The following is a 23210-nucleotide window of genomic DNA, read 5'->3' on the forward strand; positions in this document are numbered from 1 at the left end:
TTATAACTCATAAATTTCTTTATACTTCGCTTCTAAATAATCAGCTAAATAGTTTGCATTTAAACCTTCACCAGTCACATCTTCTAAAATTTCAAGCGGCTTCTTCGTTTTACCATATTGGTGAATATTCTCTGTTAACCATTCACGAATTGGTGTCACGTTTCCATCTTCTAATAATGCATCAAAGTTCGGAATATCTTTTAACATCCTCTGTTTAAATTGCGCTGCATACATATAACCAAGCGCATAAGATGGGAAATAGCCAAATGAGCCACCAGCCCAGTGAACGTCTTGTAATACACCTTGCGCATCGTTTTCCGGACAAATTCCTAAATACGTTTCCATCTTATCATTCCATGCTGCTGGTAACTCCTTTACTTGCAGTGTGCCATCAAATAATTCTTTCTCCAGCTCATAGCGAACCATAACGTGAAGCGGATATGTAAGCTCATCTGCTTCTATACGAATGAATGACGGCTTCGATTCGTTAATCGCATCATAAAACTCATCCACTGATATATCATCAAATTGACCATCGCTATATTGTTTTAATAAATCATAATTTTTCTTCCAGAATGATTTATTACGGCCGATAAAGTTTTCAAAGAATAACGATTGTGATTCGTGAATACCCATAGATGTTCCACTGCAAAGCGGTGTACCTTCTAATTCCTCTGCAATGTTTTGTTCATATACAGCATGACCACATTCATGAATCGTGCCGAAAACAGCCATACGGAAGTCTTTCTCATCATAGCGAGTCGTAATACGAACATCTCCTCTATTTAATGTAATTTCAAAAGGATGTACCGTTTCATCAAGACGACCCGCTTCAAAGTTATAATTCAACTGTTTCAATAACTCTAAAGTAAAGTTCTTTTGTTGTTCTTTTGAAAAATGTTCGGATAAAGAATTTGTTTTCAGTTCTTTTTTAGACTCAGAAATTTCTTTTACAAGCGGAACGATCCGTTCACGCAATTGACCAAATACATGATCTAATACTTCTACTGTGATTCCTGGCTCATACATGTCTAATAGTGTATTATATTTATACGTTTCGTAACCCCAATATGTAATAAACTTCTTTTTGAATTCAACAATTTTTTCTAAATACGGACGGAACATTTCGAAGTCAGATTTTTCGCGAGCTTCTTCCCATACACTTTCCGCTTTCGCTTCTAATTTCACATACTCTTCATATTCCGCTTGTGGAATTTTCTTATTTCTGTCATATTCTTTACGACACTCTTCAACCATTTTCTTTGTCGTTTCAGAAAGTTTATTTTCAGCAATTAATGATTCTAGTTCAGTTAAATAGTTCCCCATCTCATCTGAAGTTGACATTACAAACACTTCGGATGAAAGCATTCCAATTACTTCTGAACGCTGGTCTACACCTTGCTTTGGTGCACCTGTTCTTAAATCCCAAAACATTAAACTTAATGCTTCCCCATAATTCCCTATCTTCTTCACATATGCTAAAAATTGTTTTTCTACTTCATGTGTAGCAACTGTCATAGTATAAAAAACCTCCTTTTTCTACCTCAAAATTATTTCGACATTAAAACATAAATTCCTTTTCTAATAGAAAAAAAGCTTGGCAAGCGCCAAGCTTTTTCCTATAACAAATATTTTTTCACTTATAGTACTTTTCCTTCTACCGGAAGCACTTTCTTCACTGCTTCTATCACTTTTTCATCTTCACTTTCTGATAAGAATAATGATATAGCACCTTTATCTTCACTTGTACGAATTAAACGTCCAATTCCTTGACGAAGACGTAAAATCATATAAGGCACATCTACGTCCCAGAATGGATCATTTACATGTTTACGCTTCGCCTCAAACACAGGATCGTTTGGAGGGAATGGTAATGACCAAATAATAACATGTGATAATGATGAACCTGGAATGTCTAAACCTTCCCATAAATGAACGGCACAAAGTACAGTCTCTTCTTCATTTTGGAAACGAGAAACGAGCTGACTAATTTCTTGATCTCCTTCATATAGGAACGGAACTGACATTTGCTCTTTACTTACATATTCTTTAAACGCTGCAAGTTCTTGCGTTGTACGGAATAATACGAGTGTACGTCCATTTGTTTTTTGTATATTTTCAAGTGTATATTGACACTTTCTTTCCCATTCATTTACTTCCGCACACGGAAGTAAATTTACTGTCATTTGCTCTTCATAATCAAACGGCGAAGCAACTGAGAATGATAAGTAATCTTTTACCCCTAGACTATTTGCAGTAAATGCGAACGAATCGTTGTCCGATAATGTCGCAGAAGAGAAAATATACGGAATCTTCTTCGAGAATACTTTTTCTTGTAACACTTCTTCAACTGCACGCGGCATAATAACTAACGTAAAGGCACCATCACCTTCTTCACCCCACGTAATTACATTTTTCTCGTGCATGAAAAGACGAAGTGAGTGCTCTAACACATCTAAATGCTCATCAACGATATTTAAATCGTATGTGTTTACTGTATGCATTTCACTTTCAAATACTAATGCGTCACCAACCTCACCGATTTTTGCATAAAGTCTATTCGCTTCAGCAGTTACCTTTTCCGTTACAGTAATTTCTAAACGATCAGAACCTTCAATTTCCTTTTTATTCTCTTGTAGTACCTCAAAGAATCGTTCAGTTTGCCAAATTGTTTCTTCTACTAAATGTGCAAACTCTTCACGAATATCGTTTTGTAACAATCTCGTTAAAAGTTGTTCCATCATTGTTTGCTTTAAACGATATGTTAAAGCTTTTTGCGCTGCATACTCCACAAGATGTCCTTCATCGAATACAACACAGCTACTTTCAGGTAATAACGGAATTTGCCCTTCACGTTTACGAGCATCATACGTCCAAATATGATCCATATAGAAGTCTTGAGAACAAATAATTAGATCTGCAGCTTTACGATAGTGTTCACGAGAAAGTGTTTGACCACAACGATGACGAGAATCACAAGTGAAGCAATCTTGGAAGTAATCCCAGTTTACTTTTGACCATTCCTCGTCATTTAATAGTGGAAATTCTTTTCGATCACCATAGTGAGTAAAGTTTTGCATCGTACCATGATCGAATACGAACTGAGGTAATTCGTAATATACATCTTCAATTACTTCTGGAGCTCGTCCACTCATAACATCTTCAAGTTTACGTAAACATAAATAATTATCCATTGATTTCGCAAGTCTAACATCAACAGATAGTCCTAATGCTTCAGATAACTTAGCAATGTCTCCTTCTTCTTTCACAAGCTGCTCAATTAACGTTTCATCTGCGCAAGCGATAATAGCCGGTTTTCCAGTATAACGCGCGTAACAAATTGCATATAGAAGATATACAATTGTTTTCCCTGTTCCTACTCCCGCCTCTGCAAACATAACTTTCTTCTCTTGGAAAGCACGTTCTAACTGAAACGCCATAAAAATTTGCTCATCACGTTCTTCGAAGCCTTTTTCCGGAAGGATGTCGTAAAATACATCTCCAATCCACTCATTCAACTTATCATAAAAATTATCTTGTTTTCCTACTTCAAATGGTAACCTCTTCTCAGTAAACATCCTTAGCCTCCAACCAAAAAGTTTTTCTATAAAAAGATATAGCAACTGCTACTCATACGCGCGCAGTTGCTTTCCCCCTGTTGTGATACATAAAAATACACGAAAAAAATTTTCCTTTCGAAAAAGGAAAATTTTTTTCTATATTAATGACTTTAAATACCGTTTATCAATCGCTGTTTCATGTGACAGTGCCGATAAATACTCTTCCTGCGCTTTTTGTATTTCATCCGCAATTACGCCGTGACTATCCACTTCTTTTCCGAGCTCATCATACGTACGGTGAATAGCCTTTTGAATCATTGATAATTGGAAACCATCCATATCGCTTCCTCCTTTTACGCATTACATAATAGCCAGTATATGCGCGCCGGAGGAGTTTTATACTATGAGTTACGCGGTGGACGTTTTCCGAAGTATTGGTAGTAATCTGTACGGATAAAGCCGTTAAACAACTTACGCTTCTTCGATGCATCTTTTCCGTAACACTTCTCAAATGCTTCATAACTTGTTAATAAATACATTGACCACGTATCTAATGGGCGGAATACCTCTCCCATTTCTTTATATAATTTTTCAACAAGCGCTCTTTCACTTAAACGTTCTCCGTATGGAGGATTCGTTACAACATAGCCATAATCCTCTTTTGTCGTGAAATCTTTTACTTGCATTTGTTTAAATGATATAAGATCCCCTAATCCAACTTCTTCTGCGTTATCTTGGGCAACTCTTATCATACGGTGATCGATATCTGATCCAATAATTTGCAATGGTTGATCATAATTTGCTAAATCTTCAGCTTCTTGACGAGCTTCGCGCCAATTTTGTTTACCAACCCAGCCCCATTCATCCGATGCAAAGCCTCGGTTAAATCCTGGTGCGATATTTTGTCCAATTAATGCAGCTTCAATTGGAATTGTTCCAGATCCACAGAAAGGATCAACGAAAGGACGATCCGGCTTCCAGTTTGTTAACTTAATTAAAGACGCGGCTAATGTTTCTTTTAAAGGCGCTTCACCTTGCTCAAGACGGTACCCACGTTTATGAAGACCTACACCACTCGCATCAATTGTTAACGTTGCAATATCTTTCAACATTGCAATCTCAATACGGAATAACGGACCATCTTCTTCAAACCATGTTGTACGTCTATATGTTGTTTTTAATTTCTCAACGACAGCCTTTTTAACAATACGTTGGCAGTCTGATACACTAAATAATGTTGATTTCAAAGATTTTCCGATAACAGGGAATTCTCCGTTCTCTGGAATATAATCTCCCCAGTTTAACGCTTTTGTTTTTTCAAATAACTCATCGAATGTCGTTGCTTTAAATTCACCGACTTTAATTTTCACACGGTCCGCAGTACGTAACCATAAATTCGTACGACAAATCGCTTTTTCATCCGCTTCAAACGTTACCTTTCCGTTTTCCACTTCACATTCGTAACCAAGATCGCGAACTTCTCGGGCAACTAACGCTTCAATACCCATTGCCGCTGTTGCAATTAAAGTAACTTTTCCCATTTGCATTCACCTCTTATGTATAATCAAACAATAATTAATAACATGTTGTCCTATTAATTATTACATATTACGAAGAATCTTCTCATTTACCATTTTAACTCACTATTTATAACTTCATACAAATAAAAAGCCCTCCTCTAACAAAGGAGAGCTGAGTTATTTCATAGTTGGTTCATAACGTTCTGTAAGCCATGTTCTGTTCCTTTGTACTGCAAACGGCCCACGCCTCGTACTCCGGTGGTAATCATCTATCTACAGGTTACGAAAACCTGTCCTTTCCCATCGTTCATTTCCTTAGGAAAGATTCCCCTACCATTATTTGGGTTTCTCGCTCGTGGGGTTTACCTCGTTCCACTCCTATCATTTCTTCAAGGACTTCGTCACTGTGGCACTTTAAAGGTAGTCAAACCATATCCGAAAGGACTTAGGTTTTTTCCCTGCCGTTAAACTAGCCTCACAGCCAGAATACCCTAGCTTATGACTTGGCTAGGCACGAACACTACGACCATCTCAGGCCGTGCGAGCATGGACTTTCCTCTACAACGTTGGCGTTGCAGCGATTACCCAAACGTTATGACAAACATTAGTATAGTGGAAACAAAAAGATTTTGCAATGTTTTTTTCTATGTAAAATGCTTTAACCTTTTTGTTACCTTAAATTATTCGTATAACTTGCTTCCAAATACAGCTTTTTCTAAATTAGATAGACGTTTTAAAATATCCGTATTCGTATTGTTATATACTGGTTGTGCAACTGGTGCTTGTACCGGTTGTTGCGGAACTTGTGTTGCCGCTACTTTCTGTTCTTCTAATTCACGTTTCAAACGAGCATTTTGTTGTTTTAATTGATCAAATTCCTTATGAAAAGCTTCATAATCTTTAATAATCATATCAAGAAACTTATCTACTTCTTCTTGCTGATAACCTCTCATACCTGTTTTAAATTCTTTTTCTAAAATATCTTTCGCCGTTAATTTAATTTTATCCGAAATCATTTTCTTCACCTCAAATTTTTGCCAAAACTTTCATTAACTAAATTTTTTCAGAAACAACGCCTTTTGTCAATCATATATACGAGCACTATATTACATATTACTCTGCATTATTCCACTGTTCCTCTTCTATTATATCTTGTAAATCAGAAAAAAGAATGAAATAACTGTGATAATTTTCTATTTCTCCTTTTTTCTTTGCTACTTCTACAATATATTTCGGGCTCCCAGGCTTTTCTTCATCATATACCGCTAAAAGCGCATCGCTTTTTTCAATAAAAAATTGATTCTTTAATTTAAATTGCTCTGGGCTTTCGTACTTCCGTTTCGTAATACTATCAATGTGATCTGCTTGCGAAAGAATATGCTCGTAATATTCACGGTTATCTTCCTTCCAATTTTCTTCTTGCTCTAAAAAAGGGGTAAATACCGCTAATTTCAAATCCGGATACTCTACTTGAATCTCAAAAACAACTTCAGCAGCCCATAACTCGACTCCTAACTGGCCACTTATAATAACCCACTCCAAACCTTCTTCTACAAAGGCAGTTAATTTACGATGCAACGCCTTTTTTATACATTCTACTCCTGGATGATCATTTTTAAATATTCCAAGTTCAAATGGCTTATATCCTGTTACAGCAACAACTTTCATACCAACACTCCAATTACAAAAAAAGAACTAGCATTTTGCTAGTTCTAACATATCATTTACTTTTTAAACATTCCACCAACATTTGGTCCGATATTTGGTCCAAACGGAGATACATTCGGTCCTGGTCCAAATGGAGATATTTGATGCCCGTGGTGATGATGGCCATGACCACATGGTCCATATCCACCACCGAATCCACCGCCGAATCCACCGCCGAATCCACCACCGAATCCACCACCGAATCCACCAACAAATCCTGGATCACCAGGGTCCACAACATTTACGTTCGAGTTTGTTTGTGGGAAGAAGCCTTGATTTTTAATTTGTTGATGGTGTACATGTGTTGTATGCGTTGGGAAAATGTGTGGCACCACCGTTGTTGAAAAAGAATGTGTTACGCATTGTTTCGTCGGATGAATGACAGGAGCAGTTGTACAAATAGGTCCTGTTGGCTTATGCCCTCCAAAGCAAGGATGACAATGATGCATAGTTTTTCTCTCCTCTCTCATTAAAAAAATCTGACTACACTTTACAATATGAGAAAGGAGGTAAGGCCGCTTGTTATATATACCCATTTATTTCACAGAAATTTGTCTAGTGCTGCATTTCATTCATCATATACATTACGGACAACACCCTACTATCCTTTACCAAAGAACCCCCCGACTTGCTTAACAATCCCCGTCACTTGATTCATCGCATTCATCATTTGTCCAGCCGTATTCATCATTTTATTCACATCATAGTTACCATCTGATGTTTTAAATTGTGAAACAAAACTAGAAAACTGACTTGGTTGCTGTTGCTTTTGTTTATTCATTGTTGGGTATGGTTGTTTTGGTGGATAAAACATAGCCTGTTGATTTCCATATTGAGTTGGTGGCATGTAGTATTGTGAATTCATATACATTTGTTGCGGTTGATCCGTATACATTTGCTGTGGTTGATTCGTATACATTTGCTGTGGCTGATTCATATGCGTTTGTTGCGGTTGATTCGTATACATTTGCTGCGGCTGACTCATATGCGTTTGTTGCGGTTGATTCATAAACGACACTTCAAATGGCTGATAATAATTTTGATTTCCATAATAAGGTTCGAAAGGATACATATTATATCTTAAATATGTATCCTCATTATATTGGTACATATTTTGCTGCGTGTACGGGTTTGCTTGCTGATATACATTAGGTTGTTGAAACATGCATTCTCTCCTCCTTCACATAAGTTTCTACATATAGAATATGTACCTATAAAATAAAATGTGTGAAGGAGTATCTGTCTGTTTTTGTCGGAAGTTTAAATTTTTAAAAAAATTAGAAAGAAAGCCCTTCCATGCTATGATAATAAGGAAGAAGATTCTCATGGGGGAGGAATCAACATGGTATTAGGGGATTTAAAACAAGCGTTTTCTCAAAAAAAGGGGTATTGCACAGAAAATCCGAATGAACTGTTAGACTTTGCAAGACATTGTTATTTAGAAGGAAAAATATGTATATCAGATTACCGAACATTAATACGAGAATTAGAAATAAACGGTGCAACAAAACCTACAACAGTAACAGAGGCATAAAAAAACAAGAGGGTTTTTCCCTCTTGTTACTTACATTGCTCTACGATATTTTGCAAAGTATACGAAATAGCTTGATGAGTTTCAAAGAAACGTTTACCTTTTCCCTTATTTACAAAGCATTGTAGTACATTAGTTTGTAAATTATCGTACACTTGATCAATTTGTTGTACATGTATATACTTAGGTCTTTCTTTCTTGATCCACCTATAAGCTAAGTCTTTCCACAGCTCTAACTCTTCATCTACAGTATCAACAAACGGCTTCATATCCTTATAAAAATCATACTCATCAACTTCTCTTTTTTTCACATTCGCTTCATCATTATACTGCATTAACTTTTCCGAGGACTGGATTAATGCTTCATACTCCATTTTATTCCCACCTTACTATGCACTCACTACGACGTTTTGAAATGTCTTTACCCAACTCCCTTTTTCTTCGTGATGCACTAATTTATTTTCCATATGCTCGATATGCATTTCTGTTATTTCTATCTTATTGCATATTTTTTCACGCTTATCCTTCAACGCATGATTTATTCTAATCCCAATATTCATTTCCAGCAAATCGAGAGAACTTAACATTTGATCCATTTTTTTCATAACATCTTCCTTCTGAACCATCGCCATAAATAAAACGCCCCCTTCTTTGCCTTTCCTTTGTCATGTAATTTCGCCGATTTATCGATCACTCCTGCCCACATGACAAAACTAGTTGATATTCGTCAAAGAAATCATTTTGCATGCCATTTATAGAAATGGTAACAATACAAAAAGGAGGTGTATTACGATGGCAAAAAACAAAAACGAAAAAAAGAAAAATCAAAACAAACAACAAAACAAACCTGAGACTGGTAATCCAAAGCTTGATGGTCCAAATTTCCCTGCTACATAAAGTGACACTTTAATCTGAGTGACTCTTACAAACAGCTATTTTCCGACCTAAGCTCAACCTCTTTGCTTTCGCTAAGCTTTGAGGTTAAAGCCGTAATGCCCGCAAATAGCGGAATCAAAAGTAATTTGTTATAGAGCATATTACTTTTAATTAAGAAGTCCCGCCTTCCTAAATGAAGGCGGGACTTCTTTTTAATTATATCATGAACTCATCGATTCTTTTGACAAAACTATTTAATATAGAAAGAGTATGTATTTGCTCTCGCTTCTTTCTATACCATTCTGTTATATTAATTTCCCCTTTAGGTTTTTCAAATAAAAATAATGAATTCGTTTCTAGCCCTTCACTAAACCAATCTTTTTCAATTATTTTTTCATGAGTAACAATCGTATACACATCTCTTAGAGCCAGCGTACCTGACTTTCTAATCCCCTTTAGGTAGCATTCATAATCCATCCTCGATCCTGTATGCCTAGTTTGTAATGCAAATTTATAAAACAAATCCCTATACTTTGGATGATACAATAACCAAGCTAGTTTTTTCCCAAGTTCTATACGTTTTTGTAACGTTTCAAATTGATAAACTGAAAACCCATATATTCTCCCTTCCACCGTTGGAAAAACAACTGCACTAACGTGAAATATTTCTTGAAATTTAAACAAAGCGGTATCAAATACATGTTTTTGAAAATATGTATTCTCAATTACTGGTTTTTGAATTATATTTTGTTCATTTATAATAAGGGCCGTCATTAGCCTTATTACATCTCTTTTCTCCCAGAAACATATCCATTCTCTTTCCATAAAAATTGATGTGTTGAAAAATTGTAACAAATGGAAAAGAGGTACACATCTCCTTTTACTTTCCTCATATAGTAATAGTTGAGGGAAGGCATCTAAGAAAATAAGCCAATTAGCCTTTTCGTACGTGAGAAACAAATGTTTCTTTACTGTTGGAGATAGAACATTAGAATAGTACTTCCCTTCTAGATCTGTCATGTTCCAGCCTCCATTCCTTGAGACCATACTCGCTAAAAAAGACCATCGAATTTCTTTATTTCTCAAATAATATTCTTGGTAAGATTGTGTACGTGAAATATTATCTACATTAGCTATATCTGTTCTCTCCTTAATATTGTTAACTATAGCTTTTTCATCTTCTGTGCAAACATAATCATTGCGATTTTGTTTAATTTTTTCGTAATCGTGCCAGCTAAACATGAATAAGTACCATACCTTTCTTGAAAAAGGTCACATCTTTTTTCATTTTTTGATATAATCACCTTTGTAAGTAATTCTTAACAAGTTGGGAGTGGACACAATATGACCATTCGTTACCCAAATGGAAAAAGGTACGATCAAGCTTCACACCCTCATAAAACACCAGTTAAAAAACATACTTATAGTAATAGAGGTATGTCCCTTGAAGAGGAATTGAATGACACAAATCAATATTACTTAACCCATAATATTGCATGCGTACATAAAAAACCTACACCTCTTCAAATTGTAAAAGTAGATTACCCCGCTCGAAGTGCTGCTGTGGTAAAAGAAGCGTATTTCAAACAACCTTCTACAACAGATTACAACGGTGTATACAAAGGGAAATACATCGATTTTGAAGCGAAAGAAACAAAAAATAAAACCAGTTTTCCCCTTCAAAACTTCCACCTTCATCAAATTGAACATATGAAGCAAGTAATCGCTCATAACGGAATTGCATTTGTTATTATTAAATTTACACTTTTTGATGAACTTTATTTATTAGATTCAAAACATATTATTGCATTTTGGAATCGTCAAAATACAGGTGGACGTAAATCGATTACAAAACAAGAAATAGAAGCGCATGGATCTTTATTATCATGCGGTTATCACCCTCGGATTGATTATATCCGTGTACTAGACACGGTTTATTTTTCGTGATAGAGTCATCACTAAGGCTCTTTTTTCGACTTTTGGGGGAGAGAATGAAAGGTAGGAGAAAGTATAATGTCAGATAATTATCGTTCTCGTACAGAACGAAATCATGTAAAAAATCAAACGAAAGAAACAAATAAAGAAGAAAAGCCAAAGAAAAAAGGTTCCTTTTTCAAGAAATTTCTTATAGGTTGTCTACTTCTTGGTATCGTCGGTCTCGTAGCTGGCGTTTCGGCTTTCTTTGTTATGGTAAAGGACGCTCCAAAATTAGACAAATCAAAACTTGTCAATCCTTTATCAACAAAGTTTCTTGATAAAAACGGAAATTTCTTCTATGAATATGGTGCTGAAAAACGAACCCATGTTACATACGATCAAATTCCAAAAGTAGTGGAAAGTGCATTCCTTGCGACTGAGGATGCTCGCTTCTACGATCATAATGGAATTGATTTTATACGTACTGGAAAAGCAGTTATGGAAAATGTCACTGGTGGTTTCGGATCACAAGGTGGTAGTACGATTACACAGCAAGTAGTTAAAAACTATTTTCTAACGATGGACAAAACTGCAAAAAGAAAAGTGCAGGAATGGTACTTATCTTATAAGTTAGAGCAGCAGTATTCAAAACATGAAATTTTAGAAATGTACTTAAATAAGATTAACCTAGGTAATCGCTCTTATGGTATTTCAACAGCAGCTAAAAAATATTACGGCAAAGATTTAAAAAACATACAATTACATGAAGCTGCAATGCTCGCCGGTTTACCCCAAGGTCCTAACATTTATGATCCAACAAAAGAAGAAAACGTTGATCGAGCAACGAAACGTCGTAATGTCGTATTAACATTAATGAATCGGCATGGTTATATAACGAAACAAGAAATGAATGACGCAATGCAAATCCCTGTAACAGAGGGACTTCTTCCGTCTTCAGATGCAACTGAAATGCCATATCAAGCGTATTTAGATGCCGTTTTCAAAGAAGTAGAAAAAGAGATACCTGATGTGAATATTGGCTCTGATGGTTTAATAATTCAAACAAATATTGACCTTGAAGCTCAAGACTATGCAGATAAAATAATGGATGGAAATCTTATTAAATATCCAAATGATCAATTCCAAGGTTCATTTGTATTTATGGATACGAAAACTGGAGAAGTTCGTGCAGTCGGTGCCGGTCGTAAAGAAAACAAATCAACATTTAAAGGACACAACATGGCTATCGATTTAAAACGTCAGGTCGGTTCAACAATGAAACCTATTTTTGACTATGGTCCAGCTATTGAAAATCTACAATGGTCTACGTACCATCAATTAAATGACTCAGAGTACACATACTCTAATGGTACAAAAATTAAAAATGCTACAAACAGTTATAAAGGAGATGTGTCCCTACGTGACGCACTAAAAAAATCTTTAAATATTCCTGCTTTAAAAACAGCTCAAGCGGTCGGGCTTGATAAGTCAAAAGAATTCGCCAAAGGTCTAGGCATGACATTTAAAGATGATACTGTTTTTGAATCAACTGCAATCGGTAGTAATGAAAGCTCTCCGTTAGATGTCGCTGGAGCTTATGCAGCATTTGGAAATGACGGTATGTACAATAAGCCTCATTTCGTTAAAGAAGTTATTTTCCCAGATGGGAAAAAGAAAAGCTTTAAACCGAAAGAAAAACGAGCAATGCACGATTATACAGCTTACATGGTTACCGATGTACTTCGTGATGTTGTAAAACCTGGTAGTGGCGGTACTGGGCCAACGGCTTATGTTCCCGGTTTTGACGTTGCTGGTAAAACAGGAACACAAAACTTTGATAAATCTGTTATTGAAAAATATGACATCCCAGCAGATGCAAACAGAGATAGTTGGTTTGCAGGGTATACACCTCAATATACAATGGCTGTATGGACTGGGTACGAAAAAGATAGTAAAGAAAATTACATTGGAGATCGTTCTACTAGAATTGCTCAGCAAATGTTCCAAGTGATGATGAGCAAATTTGCTACAGATAAATCTCGTTTCGAGCGCCCTTCTTCTGTACAAGAATTAAATGAAGAATTATATGTAAAAGGTGCAAAAAAAGATGCAGTTAAACAAATTAAAGTAGATCCGCCTAGTGGCCTTAATGTCGCTTTCGATGGGTCTAGCACAGTTACACTAAACTGGTCTGGACCATCAGAGGTTGATGCGTATGCCGCAAGTTATAAAGCTACTGACGGTACTAGTGGTAGCTTATCAGTAAGTGGTACAACAGCTACCCTCGGAGGCATTAAACCAGGTGTTACTTACAGCTTCTCTGTAGTAGCGAAAAAAGGTACTGGAACAAGCCCTGCAGTCGGTGCATCCTTTACCGCTCCTGGAGGAACTCCAGACGCGAAAAAAGCTGAGGAAGAGGCTCAGAAAAAGGCTGAAGAAGACGCTAAGAAAAAAGCTGAAGAAGACGCCCAGAAAAAGGCCAATGAAGATAAGGTAAAACAAGAAGACGCTAAGAAAAAGGCTGAAGAAGAACAACGTAAACAACAACAGCAACAACAACAACAGCAACAGCAACAACAGCAAGAGCAACAACGCAAACAGCAAGAAGAAGCTCAGAAGAAAGCTGAAGAAGAGCAGCGTAAACAACAAGAGGCTCAGAAAAAAGCTGAGGAAGAAGCTAGAAAGAAAGCTGAAGAAGAGCATAAACAACAGGAACAACAGAATCACCAACAAGAACAACCGCATAGCGGAGGAGATACTACTCCGCACGCAGACGGAAATGTTGTTACAACAGAATCATAATAAAAGAAGTCCATTTCTCCTAACGAGAAATGGACTTCTTTTTTGTTATGATTTTCTTTACATGTAGCTTCTCTATTTCGATATACAACTGTGCTAATTGAATATAAGAATGATAATTACTTGGTTTCTTGATAATAAATGAATATCGCTCCATAAAATTAACAGGTTGTACTTCCAATTTATTCGTATTTACTTGCATTTCATTCAAACCATGAACAGGTTGCTCATTTAGCCAATATACAACCGATAGCAAGTGAGCTGCAAAAAGAATCATCGGTCCCTCAGCTTCTTGTTTTTTTCTGTTTCGAAATAGCGTAGCAATTTCGTCTTGTTTCGTTTTCCATGTATTTAACACCGCTGGAATACTTTTTTCAAGTTCATTCCATGGCTCATACTGTTTTTCTATATCAAATATAAAATAAATCTTTTGTATTATTTCTTCAAAAGATTGATCAGTATGATACGTAATCGATTTTACATCCTCTTCAAAAAACGGTAAATATCGGAACGTTTTCGGTACTTCTACAACTCTCTCCATCCCTTATTTCCCCTTCATCCGCTTTTTCCCTTCACGGCATACATCTAATAGCGGGCACTTTTCACATTGTGGACGTTGCGCTTTACAATGATAACGTCCAAAGAATATCATACGATGATGCGTCACTCCCCATTCATCCATTGGAATTTTCTTCATCAACGTTTTTTCCACCTCTAAAACTGAATCTTTCCATCTGCAAATCGCTAAGCGCTTACTCACTCTCTCTACATGCGTATCAACAGCAATTGCTGGAATCCCAAACGCAACCGAAACAACTACATTCGCTGTCTTCCTCCCTACACCTGGTAACTTCGTCAGCTCGTCACGGTCTTCTGGAACTTTTCCGTTATAATCATCAAGTAACATTTGACATAATTTTTGAATGTTTTTTGCCTTGTTTCTATACAATCCAATTGAACGTATATCTTGTTGTAATTCTTCTAAAGGCACACTTAAATAATCTTCTGGTGTTTTATATTTTTGAAATAAGTTTTTCGTCACTTTATTTACAAGTGCATCTGTGCATTGCGCAGATAATGCCACTGCGATTACAAGTTCAAATGGATTATCATGAATTAATTCACAATGCGCATCTGGATACATATCTGCCATTGTATCTAGACAATAACGAATTTGCGTTTTGTTCAACATATCTTTCCTCCTACATTACTGCTCCAACCAATTATAAAAAGGCACTTTCCCAGTAAATTTCGTCTCTTGTTTTGTCGTTTGTTGTGTACGTTGTTGATTCGCTCTAAATTTCTGGCCTTGATTTTGCGCTTGATCCACCGTTTTAATTCCATTCTTTTTCCACTCAAATAAGATACGATCAATATACCTGAAATTAAGTTTACCACTCATAACAGCTTCCCGAAGAGCCGCTTGAATTAAATTCGGATGATGTTGATCTTGATCTTCCCACATTCCCAATGTTTCACATTCAAATGGCGAAAGTGGTCTTCCAAATTCTTTTTCAAATACTGTATATAAATTTACTTGAATTTGTTTTTTTTCTTGTTGCTCTTCTTCTATAGATTCATTCATTAAAAAGTGCAATATTTTTTCCCATAGTGGTTGTAAAGAATAACTTTCACACATCATCGCTTCAGATCTTTGTCCACCTTCTAGTGCTAAAAAACCTTTTTGAATTAATGTCTGAATCACTTCCATACATTTCATTTCTGTTATCGTCATCCGTTCTGAAATCTCTGAAGGAGTCGGGAACGAATTACCTGATTCTAAAAATGTATGTACATGAAGTACCACCATAAATTCCGTTTCATTTAAACCTAGCTTTTTATAATGCATCATAAGCAATTTAGGAATCGCTATGCTTCCCTGTTCAAACCATTGTAACATCATTTTCTTTTTCATCACCAAACACCTCGCTCTCTAGTATAACACACCTTTAGCTATTTCTTTTTGCCACAATTCGTCAAAAAACCTCCCTATATGTAGGGAGGTTTTTTTGTGTTTAATACAAGGAACAGCCGATTAAGCCTGCACTTTACTTTTCATAAATGTATGAATTCGTTCCAATGCCTTCTCTACTTGCTCAAGAGATGTCGCATACGATAGTCGAACGTTATTTGGTGCACCAAATCCTGTCCCTGGAACAAGAGCCACTTTTTCCTCTTCTAATAATGCCTTTGCCCAGTCATCAACTGTCTCATATCCAGTTAACGCTACAGCTTCTTTTACATTTGGGAATAAGTAAAATGCACCTTGTGGTTTGATGCAAGTGAAACCAGGAATTTGAATTAATTTATCATAAATAATGTTCAATCTTTCTTCAAATGCTTGACGCATCGTTTCTACAGGTTCTTGTGAGCCTGCATATGCAGCAATTGCACCGTATTGAGCAATTGAAGTAGGGTTTGACGTACTATGACTCGCTAAGTTCGTCATCGCTTTAATAAGCTGCTTATTTCCTGCTGCATATCCAATACGCCACCCTGTCATAGAATGAGATTTAGATACACCATTAATAATAAGTGTTTGTTCTTTTAATGCATTAGAAAGCTGGGCAATTGAAGTATATTCTGCATCACCATAAATTAATTTTTCATAAATTTCATCAGAAACGATTAAGATATCATGTTCTAAACATACTTCTCCAAGCTGTTGTAATTCTTCTTTGCTGTAAATCATTCCTGTTGGATTGCTCGGTGAATTAATAATAACTGCTTTCGTTTTCTCTGTAATTGCCTCACGCAGCTGCTTTGCTGTAATTTTGTACTCATTGTCTTCTAGACCTTCTACATAAACTGGCTTACCACCAGCAAGCTTTACTTGCTCAGGATAACTTACCCAATAAGGAGTTGGGATGATAACTTCATCTCCTTCATCAAGTAACACTTGGAATAATGTATATAATGCATGCTTGGCACCATTACATACAATAATTTCAGATGGATCATACGCTATCCCTTGATCGCGAGTAAATTTCTTAACGATTTCTTGTTTTAACGATTGTAATCCACCTGTTGGTGTATATTTCGTATGTCCTTCTAACATCGCTCTATGTGCGGCTTCCATAATATGTTCTGGCGTATTAAAGTCAGGTTCTCCTGCCCCTAATGCAATTACATCATGACCTTCCGCTTTTAATGCTTGTGCCTTTGCTGTAATTTCTAAAGTTGAAGACGGTGTTAAAGCAGCTACTCGCTTTGCTAATTTCATTTGCTGTTCCCCCTACATCTATTTTTCAATGCTATATCGTCTTAAAAACTTGCCATCTTTAAATTCAAGATAGTAGTAACTATAACGATTTTCATCATCAATATATGTAACTTCCCATAATGGTATATTGTTTTCAACGCCTAATTTTGCTTTTAAGATTTCTTTTGGTTTGCTTTTTGATTCTTTACTTCCATCGTCGACCTGTTCAGCCGTTCTTTGTATAGCTTCTTTTTCAGAAATACCTTCGCTCTTTTTTCTTACTATAGTATCTCCTTTTTTCTCAGGCACCCAAACAATGATTTGTTCTCCTTTTTCATCTGTACCTTGTACGACGGTATATGAAGATTTCCCATTAAAATAATCAACAGATTTTACCTTTGTAAGTTTTGCCTTTTCTTTTGCAATTTCTACAACCTTTGATTCTTTTGGAATTTTATTTTCCATCGCTTTATTATAAACATATGCCCCATATATTCCACTAGCAACGATAACGATAATGATTGCAAAGATCCACTTTTTCATTGTATCACTACGTTCTGTAAATCGTAAATACAGCTGTTTCTTTGTCTTTTTCGTCTAATGCTAATCCGAACATGAGGTCTTGCTCTTTTAACGTACGATTCAAGCTATCAACAATTTTATACAAGTCAGACGAATATTTAATACGCGTCGTTGATAGTACTTCAATTTTCTTCTCCATGAAAAAACTCCTCCGTTACACAAAAATTTCTAATTATAGAAGAACGCAATGCGGTTACAATAAGAGTACATTCTTTACAACCCCTGCTTCATCACCCATCTATTATAGCAGGACATGTACAGCAAAAAAAGGTTTCAAATCGAAAAGCAATACATTTTGTATACAAGAAGTAAGAAAAATAAAATTCCTCCTACCCACATTTTTTACGCCTGAAGTTTAAATGTACTTCAGGCGTATTTTTCTTCCAATTTTTATTTATTTGGCCGTTCTTCTAATTGCTCTAACAATTCTTCTAACGGTCCTTCATAGAGCGGGACAGTCGGGATTGATTGTAAGAATCGTTTTCCATAGGAAGAGCTTGTCAAGCGACGATCTAACACAAATACCGTTCCCGTATCTGTATTTGTTCTAATAAGACGACCAAATCCTTGTTTGAAACGTAATATCGCTTGCGGGAGCGCTAACTTAGCGAATACGTCTTCTCCTTGATTTTTTAACCACTCACCTTTCGCTTCCATCATCGGCTGATGAGGAGGTGTGAATGGGAGACGGACAATAACAAGACAACTCAAGGCATCTCCTGGAATATCTATCCCTTCCCAAAAACTGCTTGTTCCTAACAAAATCGATTTGTCGAACTCCTGAAATTTACGGATTAAGCGACTTCGACTTCTATTATTCACACTTTGTGTTAGCAATAAATATTCTTCTAATGCATCATCGTTTTTCAAATGCGTATACGCTTCTTTTAACATTTCATACGAAGTGAATAAAACGAGCATTCTACCTTTTGTAGTCTTCGCTATTTTTGCAATATGTTCCGATACGGATTCAATATATTCCTCATTACTAACTTGCTTAATAAAAGGTACATCCGTTGAAACCATTAATTTCATTTGTTCTTCAAAATGAAACGGCGACGGAACCTTTAATGTATTTGGAGCAAAGTCATGTAAGCCTAGCTCCTCTTTTATATAGTCGAATGTATCGTTAACTGTTAGCGTTGCTGATGTGAAAATAACACTCTTTTTTTGCGTTAAAAATTCATCAGCAAATCTTTCACCAATATGAACAGGCTGCGCATATAAAACTGTTGAATGAATCGTCCCCTTCGTTTCGGTCTCCATCCATGTCACGTATGAATTTTTTTCTAATATGAGTAATTGTAATGCTTGTGCCATCTTTCTCAACAACTCAATTAGATGCATAAATTCACCTGTAACAACATGCATCTCCCACTCTAATTTACTTTGCAGTATATCAACTTGTTTCTCAAGTGTAGTCACTAATTTTCTTAACTCATATACAAAACGATTTGTTAATTCAGTAATACTATCCCATAACTTACCGTGCTCCACTTCCGTGTTATATCGATAAACGAGCGGCATATTACTCGCTCCTTGTTCTTGCTTTGTTTGTTTAAATATGAAAGCACGTAACATTTGGAATAGTTCATCAGCATCAAACTTCAGTTCCTTCAAACTATGACTCATCATGCGAAAAATCGAACGAGAGGCTTGCTCTGATTTTTTCATCATTTTATATACTTTGGACAGCACATCATCTGTTTCTAGCGTACCAAGACGAGATAAAACTAATTGAAAATACATACATGAGAACTGTTCACCTAATGTTCTACTAGCCGCTTCTTCAATATGATGAGCTTCATCAAAAATAATATGTTCACATGAAGCAAACAGTGGTTCTTCACTTGAAAAATCTTGAAATAATAACGCATGATTTGTAATAACAATATCTGCAAATAATGCTTTATTCTTCGCTCGCTGATAAAAACAACGACTAAACCAGTTACTTTGCATTCCGCCCGGGCTATATGCATCACTGCAAATACGATTCCACAGCAACTTTCCGCCCTCAGGAATATTTAATTCATCACGATCGCCAGTTTCAGTTTGCAGTAACCACACTAAAATTTTCGCCTTCGTAAGCGCCATATCATAATTTTTCTCTTCCTCTTGCAAAGCATATTCAAATTTGTGTAAACAAAGATAATGCTTTCTTCCTTTCAGAAGAGCCACCTCAAATGAAAATGGCATTATTTTTTGTAATAACGGAATTTCTTTTTCAAGTATTTGTTGTTGCAGTTGTACAGTTTGTGTACTTATAATGACAGGTTCTTCTTTTTTCCTTGCAAAATAAATACTTGGAAGTAAATATGCAAGAGTCTTCCCCGTACCTGTTCCTGCCTCAATAAGTGAAAACCTGGAGTCTCTTAAAGCTGTATATATTTCCTTCATCATAAGCTGTTGGCTTTCTCTTTTTTCAAACTTTGGCATGTTTAATTCAAGTTTATCCATTGTCTTATGTAAGAACGCATCAAATTTAGATGAGCATGTTTCACTTAGACTTAAGGAATAATTCCGCTTTCGAAGTGCAACATTTCGATACACTTCATACCCCTCTGTCTCTTCTTTACCATGCATCATTTTCTTTAAAATATTTTCAGAAAGCACATCAGCTATATCACTTTGGAAAACATCACTTAATTCATAAAGCGATTGTAATGTGACAAGTGGTAAATTTTCAATTTCATTTAAAAATTGTAAAAACAACTCCGCTGTCGCAAGAGCATCACTATCCGCACGATGCGGTTGATCGTGCTCTAATTCATGTTTCTTGGCTAAATCACGTAATTTATAACTATCGGCTGTTGGCAAAAGAATTTGCGCCAATTCAACTGTATCGATTTTAGGACAATGTACTTCTGTATATCCAGCCTGCCTTAATTCTTCATTTAAAAAATTCCAATCAAAGTGAACATTATGTGCAACGAAAGCCGCACCTTGTAATAGCTCAACAATCATCGGGGCTACATCTCGGAATAACGGGGCTTGTTTTACTAGATCTTCATCAATCCCTGTTAATTCTGTAATAAATAGGGGAATCTCTCTCTTCGGGTTAACAAAAGATGAGAAAATTTCTAATATCTCTCCATCTTCTACTACAACAGCTGCAATTTGGGTGATTTTATCCTTCCCATCTTTCCAGGAGTTCCCTGTCGTCTCTAAATCAACAACGACATAACGCTTACTCATATATGTAACACCTCAATTTCTTACCTTTCAAACAACAAAATTCATATATTGTTACTATACCACGTTTTATCTCATCTTAATGAAAAGATACAGAAAAAAGCTATCTCCTTAATAGAGATAGCTTTCCTACTTATAATATCGTGCCAGCTTTTTCAGCACCTAACATTTCAATAATTTGATTATGATCGTCTAGTACTGCAATTTTCGGTTCTTGTTTATGAACATTTTCTTCTGCCACTAAACCATAGCAAATAATAATAACTTTATCACCTGGTTGTACAAGCCTTGCAGCTGCACCGTTTAAACAAACAACGCCGCTACCGCGTTCTCCTTTAATAACATATGTCTCTAATCGAGCTCCATTGTTATTATTTACAATTTGTACTTTTTCATTTTCTATAATATTTACCGCATCCATTAAATCTTCATCAATTGTAATACTACCTACATAATTTAAATTTGCTTCCGTTACAGTTGCGCGATGTAACTTTGCTCTCATCATTGTGCGAAACATAGCTGCTCCCCCTATTTCCCCATTAATGTTATATTGTCAATTAATCGTACATTTTCAAACTTAACTGCAATTGCTAAAATGATTCGTCCTTCAATTTTATCTATTGCTGTCAATGAAGGATATGCATATAAATCAGCATAATCTACAGTGCCTTTCGTATACTTCTCAATATGCTCTTTCACAAGATTCATAATGATTTCTGGATTGTGTTCGCCTGCCTCAATTCGTTCCTTCGCTATACATAGACTGCGGTATAAATGAGGAGCCTCTTCACGTTCTTCTTGTGATAAATACACATTACGAGAACTTTTCGCTAATCCATTCTCTTCCCTTACAATATCAACTGGTACGATCGTAACTGGAATATTAAAATCAGTTACAAACCCTTCAATTACAGCAACTTGCTGTGCATCTTTCATACCGAAATAAGCACGAGCTGGCGTTGTAATATTAAATAGTTTCATTAGTACAGTAGCAACACCAGCAAAATGACCAGGTCTTTGTTTGCCGCATAATACGTCCGTACGCTTCACAACCTCTACTGTTGTTGTTTGTTCTGCTGGATACATCTCTTCTACACTCGGATAAAATAAATAATCAACACCATTTTCTTTCGCTACACTTTCGTCTCTATCAATATCACGAGGATATCGATCTAAATCTTCATTTGGTCCAAATTGCAATGGATTTACAAATACACTTAAAACTACAATTTCATTTTCTCCTCTTGCCTTACGTAATAAAGTAGCATGCCCTTCATGTAAATACCCCATCGTTGGAACAAAGCCAATACTTTTTCCACTTGCACGAAGTTCGCTCGTAATTTGCTGCATCTCTTGCACTGTAGTTATGATTTTCATTATTGTTTTCCCCCGTATAACGCTAAGCATTCTTCCTCTTTCATTGTGAACGAATGTTTTTCTTCAGGAAATTGCCCTGTCTTTACTTCAGCAACGTATTGCGAAATCCCTCGCACAATCTCCTCTTGAACAGACGTATATTGCTTCACAAATTTCGGAACACGTTTTACGCCATACGAGATAAGATCATGATAAACAAGTACTTGCCCATCTACTTTCCGTCCTGCTCCAATTCCGATTGTAGGAATTGTTAATTGCTCTGAAATAAGTTCTGCTAACTGCATTGGCACACACTCTAACACAAGCGCTATCGCACCAGCTTCCTCACATTTCTTTGCATCTTCTATTAATTTCTTTGCACTTTCAGCATCTTTTCCTTGTACTTTATACCCACCTAGAACTCCTACAGATTGAGGAGTTAAACCTAAATGTGCCACGACAGGGATTCCCGCATTCGTTAAGTAGTGAATAGTCGATATAACTTCTCCAGCACCTTCCACTTTTAATGCATGTGCCCCGCTCTCTTGAACGATGCGGCGTGCATTAATCATCGTATCTTGCAATGATACGTGATAAGACATAAATGGCATATCAGTTACAATAAACGTCTCTTTCGCTCCGCGGTGTACAGCTTTCGTATGATGGATCATATCCTCTACTGTTACTGGAACCGTTGAATCATATCCAAGTACAACCATCCCAAGAGAATCCCCAACTAAAATCATATCAACTCCAGCCTCTTCTGCTAATTTAGCAGATGGATAATCATACGCCGTTAGCATTGTAATCGGCTCACCTTGCTCTTTCATTTTCAAAAAATCTGTTTTTGTTTTCAAAAACTACTCCTCCTTTATGCAGGAGAGAGGAGATGGCCGAAATCATATAAAAAACCCCTCTGGCCATAAAAGGGCAGAAGGGTTGTGTGTTAGTCGGCATTATTCATCCCT

At 36.2% G+C, this 23210-nt stretch carries 25 protein-coding genes and 1 other RNA gene; 4 read left to right on the top strand and 22 right to left on the bottom strand.

Going from position 1 to position 23210, the window contains the following annotated elements:
* The 9 genes from ypwA to ACTFQM_RS07640 all read right to left on the bottom strand — a co-directional run bounded on the left by ypwA (position 1) and on the right by ACTFQM_RS07640 (position 7952).
* On the bottom strand, positions 1–1518 hold the full coding sequence (gene ypwA, locus ACTFQM_RS07600) for a carboxypeptidase (protein ID WP_048373232.1): 1518 nt from the start codon (positions 1516–1518) through the stop codon (positions 1–3).
* A gap of 122 nt (positions 1519–1640) precedes the next feature.
* On the bottom strand, positions 1641–3578 hold the full coding sequence (locus tag ACTFQM_RS07605) for an ATP-dependent DNA helicase (protein ID WP_002171206.1): 1938 nt from the start codon (positions 3576–3578) through the stop codon (positions 1641–1643).
* A 138-nt stretch (positions 3579–3716) separates the two neighbouring features.
* Complete coding sequence (locus ACTFQM_RS07610; RefSeq protein WP_002171205.1) at positions 3717–3899, bottom strand: DUF3921 domain-containing protein; 183 nt, start codon at positions 3897–3899, stop codon at positions 3717–3719.
* Positions 3900–3961: 62 nt separating this feature from the next.
* Positions 3962–5101 (bottom strand): THUMP domain-containing class I SAM-dependent RNA methyltransferase, encoded by a 1140-nt coding sequence (locus ACTFQM_RS07615; RefSeq protein WP_002171204.1) that lies wholly within the window; start codon positions 5099–5101, stop codon positions 3962–3964.
* Between the two features lie 180 nt (positions 5102–5281).
* An RNA gene (gene rnpB, locus ACTFQM_RS07620) (RNase P RNA component class B) lies at positions 5282–5673 on the bottom strand.
* Between the two features lie 87 nt (positions 5674–5760).
* Complete coding sequence (gpsB, locus tag ACTFQM_RS07625) at positions 5761–6096, bottom strand: cell division regulator GpsB (RefSeq protein ID WP_070141555.1); 336 nt, start codon at positions 6094–6096, stop codon at positions 5761–5763.
* 97 nt (positions 6097–6193) lie between these two features.
* On the bottom strand, positions 6194–6748 hold the full coding sequence (locus tag ACTFQM_RS07630) for a DUF1273 domain-containing protein (RefSeq protein ID WP_098472987.1): 555 nt from the start codon (positions 6746–6748) through the stop codon (positions 6194–6196).
* 56 nt (positions 6749–6804) lie between these two features.
* Positions 6805–7236 (bottom strand): CotD family spore coat protein, encoded by a 432-nt coding sequence (locus tag ACTFQM_RS07635; RefSeq protein ID WP_440033963.1) that lies wholly within the window; start codon positions 7234–7236, stop codon positions 6805–6807.
* Positions 7237–7388: 152 nt separating this feature from the next.
* The gene (locus ACTFQM_RS07640) at positions 7389–7952 is read right to left on the bottom strand and encodes a YppG family protein (protein ID WP_440033964.1); all 564 of its coding nucleotides are present in this window, start codon (positions 7950–7952) and stop codon (positions 7389–7391) included.
* Between the two features lie 177 nt (positions 7953–8129).
* Between ACTFQM_RS07640 and ACTFQM_RS07645 the strand changes: the two genes are divergently transcribed.
* Positions 8130–8321: a YppF family protein gene (locus ACTFQM_RS07645; protein ID WP_440033965.1), complete on the top strand. Its 192-nt coding sequence runs from the start codon at positions 8130–8132 to the stop codon at positions 8319–8321.
* Between the two features lie 26 nt (positions 8322–8347).
* On the opposite strand, the gene ACTFQM_RS07650 is transcribed toward ACTFQM_RS07645, so the two are convergent.
* Complete coding sequence (locus ACTFQM_RS07650) at positions 8348–8692, bottom strand: YppE family protein (RefSeq protein WP_440033967.1); 345 nt, start codon at positions 8690–8692, stop codon at positions 8348–8350.
* A gap of 15 nt (positions 8693–8707) precedes the next feature.
* Positions 8708–8950, bottom strand: a complete 243-nt coding sequence (locus tag ACTFQM_RS07655) for a hypothetical protein (protein ID WP_002171198.1) — start codon at positions 8948–8950, stop codon at positions 8708–8710.
* Between the two features lie 85 nt (positions 8951–9035).
* On the opposite strand from ACTFQM_RS07655, the gene ACTFQM_RS07660 reads away from it, so the two are divergent.
* Positions 9036–9215: a phage portal protein gene (locus ACTFQM_RS07660; RefSeq protein ID WP_081806572.1), complete on the top strand. Its 180-nt coding sequence runs from the start codon at positions 9036–9038 to the stop codon at positions 9213–9215.
* A gap of 195 nt (positions 9216–9410) precedes the next feature.
* Here ACTFQM_RS07660 and ACTFQM_RS07665 read toward each other — a convergent pair whose 3' ends face one another.
* Positions 9411–10436: a DUF2515 domain-containing protein gene (locus ACTFQM_RS07665; RefSeq protein WP_440033968.1), complete on the bottom strand. Its 1026-nt coding sequence runs from the start codon at positions 10434–10436 to the stop codon at positions 9411–9413.
* A gap of 102 nt (positions 10437–10538) precedes the next feature.
* On the opposite strand from ACTFQM_RS07665, the gene recU reads away from it, so the two are divergent.
* Complete coding sequence (gene recU, locus ACTFQM_RS07670; protein ID WP_002171195.1) at positions 10539–11141, top strand: Holliday junction resolvase RecU; 603 nt, start codon at positions 10539–10541, stop codon at positions 11139–11141.
* Between the two features lie 66 nt (positions 11142–11207).
* On the top strand, positions 11208–13913 hold the full coding sequence (locus tag ACTFQM_RS07675) for a PBP1A family penicillin-binding protein (protein WP_440033969.1): 2706 nt from the start codon (positions 11208–11210) through the stop codon (positions 13911–13913).
* A gap of 19 nt (positions 13914–13932) precedes the next feature.
* Here ACTFQM_RS07675 and ACTFQM_RS07680 read toward each other — a convergent pair whose 3' ends face one another.
* The 10 genes from ACTFQM_RS07680 to panB form a co-directional block, all read right to left on the bottom strand.
* Positions 13933–14451 carry a YpoC family protein gene (locus ACTFQM_RS07680; protein ID WP_440033970.1) on the bottom strand — a complete coding sequence of 173 codons (519 nt, stop codon included), beginning with the start codon at positions 14449–14451 and terminating at the stop codon, positions 13933–13935.
* Between the two features lie 3 nt (positions 14452–14454).
* Positions 14455–15102: an endonuclease III gene (gene nth / locus ACTFQM_RS07685; protein ID WP_025147206.1), complete on the bottom strand. Its 648-nt coding sequence runs from the start codon at positions 15100–15102 to the stop codon at positions 14455–14457.
* A gap of 15 nt (positions 15103–15117) precedes the next feature.
* Positions 15118–15825, bottom strand: a complete 708-nt coding sequence (dnaD, locus tag ACTFQM_RS07690) for a DNA replication protein DnaD (RefSeq protein ID WP_002171191.1) — start codon at positions 15823–15825, stop codon at positions 15118–15120.
* 120 nt (positions 15826–15945) lie between these two features.
* The gene (gene aspB / locus ACTFQM_RS07695; protein WP_002171190.1) at positions 15946–17133 is read right to left on the bottom strand and encodes an aspartate transaminase AspB; all 1188 of its coding nucleotides are present in this window, start codon (positions 17131–17133) and stop codon (positions 15946–15948) included.
* A gap of 18 nt (positions 17134–17151) precedes the next feature.
* A complete protein-coding gene (locus tag ACTFQM_RS07700; protein ID WP_002171189.1) occupies positions 17152–17655 on the bottom strand; it encodes a cell wall elongation regulator TseB-like domain-containing protein in 504 nt (167 codons plus the stop codon).
* Between the two features lie 7 nt (positions 17656–17662).
* Positions 17663–17833, bottom strand: coding sequence for a YpmA family protein (locus ACTFQM_RS07705; protein WP_000412179.1), 171 nt, complete (start codon positions 17831–17833; stop codon positions 17663–17665).
* A 251-nt stretch (positions 17834–18084) separates the two neighbouring features.
* Positions 18085–20889 carry an ATP-dependent DNA helicase DinG gene (gene dinG, locus ACTFQM_RS07710; RefSeq protein WP_440033971.1) on the bottom strand — a complete coding sequence of 935 codons (2805 nt, stop codon included), beginning with the start codon at positions 20887–20889 and terminating at the stop codon, positions 18085–18087.
* Between the two features lie 130 nt (positions 20890–21019).
* Positions 21020–21403: an aspartate 1-decarboxylase gene (gene panD, locus ACTFQM_RS07715; RefSeq protein WP_002171187.1), complete on the bottom strand. Its 384-nt coding sequence runs from the start codon at positions 21401–21403 to the stop codon at positions 21020–21022.
* A gap of 11 nt (positions 21404–21414) precedes the next feature.
* Positions 21415–22263 (bottom strand): pantoate--beta-alanine ligase, encoded by an 849-nt coding sequence (panC, locus tag ACTFQM_RS07720; protein WP_440033972.1) that lies wholly within the window; start codon positions 22261–22263, stop codon positions 21415–21417.
* Complete coding sequence (gene panB / locus ACTFQM_RS07725; protein ID WP_002171185.1) at positions 22263–23099, bottom strand: 3-methyl-2-oxobutanoate hydroxymethyltransferase; 837 nt, start codon at positions 23097–23099, stop codon at positions 22263–22265. The genes panC and panB overlap by 1 nt, the downstream gene beginning before the upstream one ends.
* Positions 23100–23210 lie beyond the last annotated feature (111 nt).

This window comes from Bacillus cereus group sp. MYBK30-2, assembly GCF_051915945.1.
Lineage (GTDB): Bacteria > Bacillota > Bacilli > Bacillales > Bacillaceae_G > Bacillus_A > Bacillus_A paramycoides.